Origin of the sequence: Gluconobacter kanchanaburiensis NBRC 103587 (assembly GCF_007988905.1) — a bacterium.
In the GTDB taxonomy this organism is placed as follows: Bacteria; Pseudomonadota; Alphaproteobacteria; order Acetobacterales; family Acetobacteraceae; genus Gluconobacter; species Gluconobacter kanchanaburiensis.
Genome location: NZ_BJVA01000043.1, coordinates 1 through 1,172, shown reverse-complemented (window position 1 = coordinate 1,172; position 1,172 = coordinate 1). Strand labels below are relative to the sequence as shown.

Below are 1,172 nucleotides of genomic sequence, written 5' to 3'. Positions count from 1 at the left end.
CCGATCACCCACGCAAAGATGGGCCGGTCAATGAAAAAGCGGGACAATGACATGCGGGCTTACTCCGCCTTGCCCGCGGGAGCTGCAGACGGCGCTTCATGCGGTGCCACCTTTGCCCCCGGCTGCACTTTCTGCAGGCCGTTTACAATCACCTTCTCGCCTGCCTTCAGACCGTCCGAAACGAGCCAGGATTCACCCAGCGTCCGCAACACCTGAATCGAACGCTGGCTGACCTTATCCTCACCGTCCACGACCATGACATAAGGATTGCCCTTGGCATCCCGTGCAACCGCAACCTGCGGCACCAGCAGACCGTGCGGATCAATGCCTTCTTCAATATGGGCATTCACGAACATACCCGGCAGCAGCAGATGATCGGGGTTCGGGAAAACGGCACGCATCACAAGCGTTCCGGTCGCCGGATCCACCGTGACTTCGGAAAGCTGCAACTTGCCACGCAATGGATATTCGGAACTGTCTTCCAGCTTCAGGCCGACCGCGGCCGCATCCGTACCATTCCGCTCCAGCTGCCCATCCGCCAGCTCACGCTTCAGACGCAGCATGTCGGATGCAGCAAGATTGACGTCCACGTAAATCGGATCCAGCCGTGTCACGACCGCGATCGGCTGGGTCTGTCCCGCCGTCAGCAGCGCACCCGGCGTATAGAGCGTACGGCCGATCCGACCGCTGATCGGAGCGCGGACATGGGTATAATTCAGATTGACGGCCGCCGCTTCCACGGCCGCCTTGGCCTGCGCAACCTGAGCCTCGGCCTCACGTGCCGTCGCCAGCGTATTATCGAAATCCTGCGAACTGACGGCATGAGCCGCCACGAGCGGACGATACCGCTTCAACTGGCCATTCGCACGTGCTGCCGATGCCTCGGCATTCAGAAGCTGGGCCTTCGCCTGATCGTAGGCAGCCTGATACGGCGCAATGTAAATCTGAAAGAGCTGCTGCCCTGCTTTAACGTCAGCACCCTGCTCAAAATCCCGCGAAACGATAACACCGTTCACCTGCGGCCGGATCTGGGCCTGTTCATAAGCATCCGTCCGCCCCGGCAGGGACGTCTCAAGCGTAACAGGCTGCGTCTTCAGCGTCACCACATCAACAGGCTGCGGGCGCAGCTGTGGCGGAGGCGTCTTTTTCTGACAGCCCGCCGCAAAAAGCGG

1 protein-coding gene is annotated in these 1,172 nt (G+C 60.7%); it reads right to left on the bottom strand.

Going from position 1 to position 1,172, the window contains the following annotated elements; genetic code table 11:
• Positions 1–59: 59 nt before the first annotated feature.
• On the bottom strand, positions 60–1,172 hold a 1,113-nt coding region (locus tag GKA01_RS13525; protein WP_146864159.1), incomplete at its 5' end, for an efflux RND transporter periplasmic adaptor subunit.